Annotated in this window: 2 pseudogenes; both read left to right on the top strand. The window is 73.6% G+C overall.

Annotated elements, in window-relative coordinates:
• Positions 1 to 352: pseudogene (locus AB0K09_RS33755) on the top strand (protein phosphatase 2C domain-containing protein); the annotation flags it as partial.
• Between the two features lie 464 nt (positions 353 to 816).
• Positions 817 to 1,001: pseudogene (locus tag AB0K09_RS33750) on the top strand (ATP-binding protein); the annotation flags it as partial.

Raw genomic sequence — 1,001 nt, 5'->3', positions numbered from 1 at the left:
GCACGAGCCGCAGCCCGCGGGTGAGCCCGTCGTCGGCTACGGCTCCAGCGACCGGATCACCGTCGACCTCGGCATTCCCACCCCCGGGATCACCCCGGCCATCGACCCCGAGGAGGTGCCCAGCGAACCCTTCCGCTTCCGGGCGTCGATCGCCCGGCCCGCGGACACGCTGCTGCTGTGCACCACCGGGCTGGCCGAACCGCTGCGCGGCGAATCCGAACTGGGCATCCGGCTCGCCGAGCGCTGGTCCCGCGAGGAGCCGCCCGGACTCGCGGCGTTCCTCGCCGACGTCCAGCTGCGGGTGAAGGGCTACGCCGACGACCGCACGGCCTGCGCCGTCTGGGAGACATAGGGCGCCGTCGGCCGTCGGCACCCCGCCGATTTCCTCGCACCGGGTACGCGTGGCCGGTGTGCCACGCGTACCCGGCCGCGCATGAGCGGGGCCCGCCCGTATCGCCGGTCATCGCTCGTCATTGCTCGTCATCGCTCGTATCGGCATGTTGACGCCTCAACAGGCGTCGTTCCGCCGGGCACGGGGCATGCATTGCCGTGAGCGTGTTCGAGGCCGGGCGCCGGGAGGGGGCGGGGCGGGCAGGCATGAAGCGGCGGACTGCGCACTGGGCGGACGTGAAGCGCCACGAGGGCAGAGGAGGGGCCGCGGACGAGTCGGTTCCGGAAAGTCCGGGAAGGGCCGCGAAAGCGAGGGAGAAACCGGGGACGAGACCGGGGGCGAAACCGGGGTCGAAAGAGGGCACGGAGAAAGCCGAATCGGGGCCGTGCTGGGAAAGGCGGCTTCCGCGCAAGGACGTCCGGGTCATCTCGGAGGTCCGCGCCGCGCTGCGCGAGCTGCTCGCCCCGTGGGGGGCGCCCGGGCGGGCCGACACCGCGGAGCTGCTGGTCAGCGAACTGGTGACCAACGCCCTGGTGCACACGGACGGCGGGGCGGTGGTCACGGCCCGGCTGACCGGTCCGTCGGCCGCAGCCGTCCCTTGGCCGCGGCC

It is taken from the genome of Streptomyces sp. NPDC049577 (assembly GCF_040675635.1).
In the GTDB taxonomy this organism is placed as follows: domain Bacteria; phylum Actinomycetota; class Actinomycetes; order Streptomycetales; family Streptomycetaceae; genus Streptomyces.
The sequence above is the reverse complement of the archived record's forward strand: the minus strand, read 5'-3'. Positions and strand labels throughout refer to the sequence as shown.